A 901-nucleotide genomic window follows, 5' to 3' on the forward strand; every position below is an offset into this window, starting at 1 on the left:
CTGCACTTACCCGTACTAATCTAGCTGGCACTTTAGATGGTTCAGGGCAATATACTGTTTTTGCTCCAACAAATGCTGCGTTTACAACATTTTTCACTTCGCTTGGTGCTAATGTTACTGTGAATAATGTTGATGTTAATGTACTTAAAGCCATTTTATTAAACCATGTTATTGGTTCAGAGATAAAGAGCACTGCTATTCCCGCTGCAACATATGCTTCTACATTATCACCAATAAACGCAACTACCAATGCACCAACTATCAGTATGTTTGTTCAAAAAGCTGGAGCAACTGTAACACTAAACGGAGGTGTTGACAGCAAAGGAGCTGTGGTTACCACTGCCGATGTGGATGCAAGTAATGGTGTTATTCACATTGTTAATAGAGTTATTCAAATTCCAACTCTAGTTGATCATGTAGTTGACAACCCTGAATTTGATACTTTACAGGCGGTGGTAACAAGCACAAGTGGTACTTTCGGAAATCAAAGTGCAGTATTAACCGCATTAAATGGTTTAACTGCTGCTGCTCCAGCAACTTTATTTGCGCCAAACAACGCTGCTTTTACAGCTGCTACCACGGGAACTGGTTTTTTAACTGGTACTGCAGTTACAGCAGCTAACGTGACAAAAGTATTGCAATATCATGTTACCACAGCTGGAAATGTTCGTTCAAGTCAATTGACGAATAATCAAGTGGTTCCTATGTTTACAAGTCCAGTACAAAATGTAACTGTAATTCTGGGAACAGGTACTGTAGATATTAGAGATACTGCAAATAATTTATCTCGAGTTTTCCAAGCTGATATTCAAGCTTCAAACGGTGTAATCCATGGAGTAAATAAAGTATTGAAACCTGTGTTATAATAAATAATGATTTCTGTAAAGAAAGAAGCCGTCTC

The 901-nt window shown here is 38.2% G+C and carries 1 protein-coding gene; it reads left to right on the forward strand.

Annotated elements, in window-relative coordinates; all coding sequences use genetic code 11:
* Positions 1 to 866 (forward strand): fasciclin domain-containing protein (locus WFZ85_RS16000; RefSeq protein ID WP_342697255.1); only part of this gene is annotated, 866 nt, incomplete at its 5' end.
* Positions 867 to 901 lie beyond the last annotated feature (35 nt).

It is taken from the genome of Flavobacterium aureirubrum (assembly GCF_038739835.1).
GTDB lineage: Bacteria > Bacteroidota > Bacteroidia > Flavobacteriales > Flavobacteriaceae > Flavobacterium > Flavobacterium aureirubrum.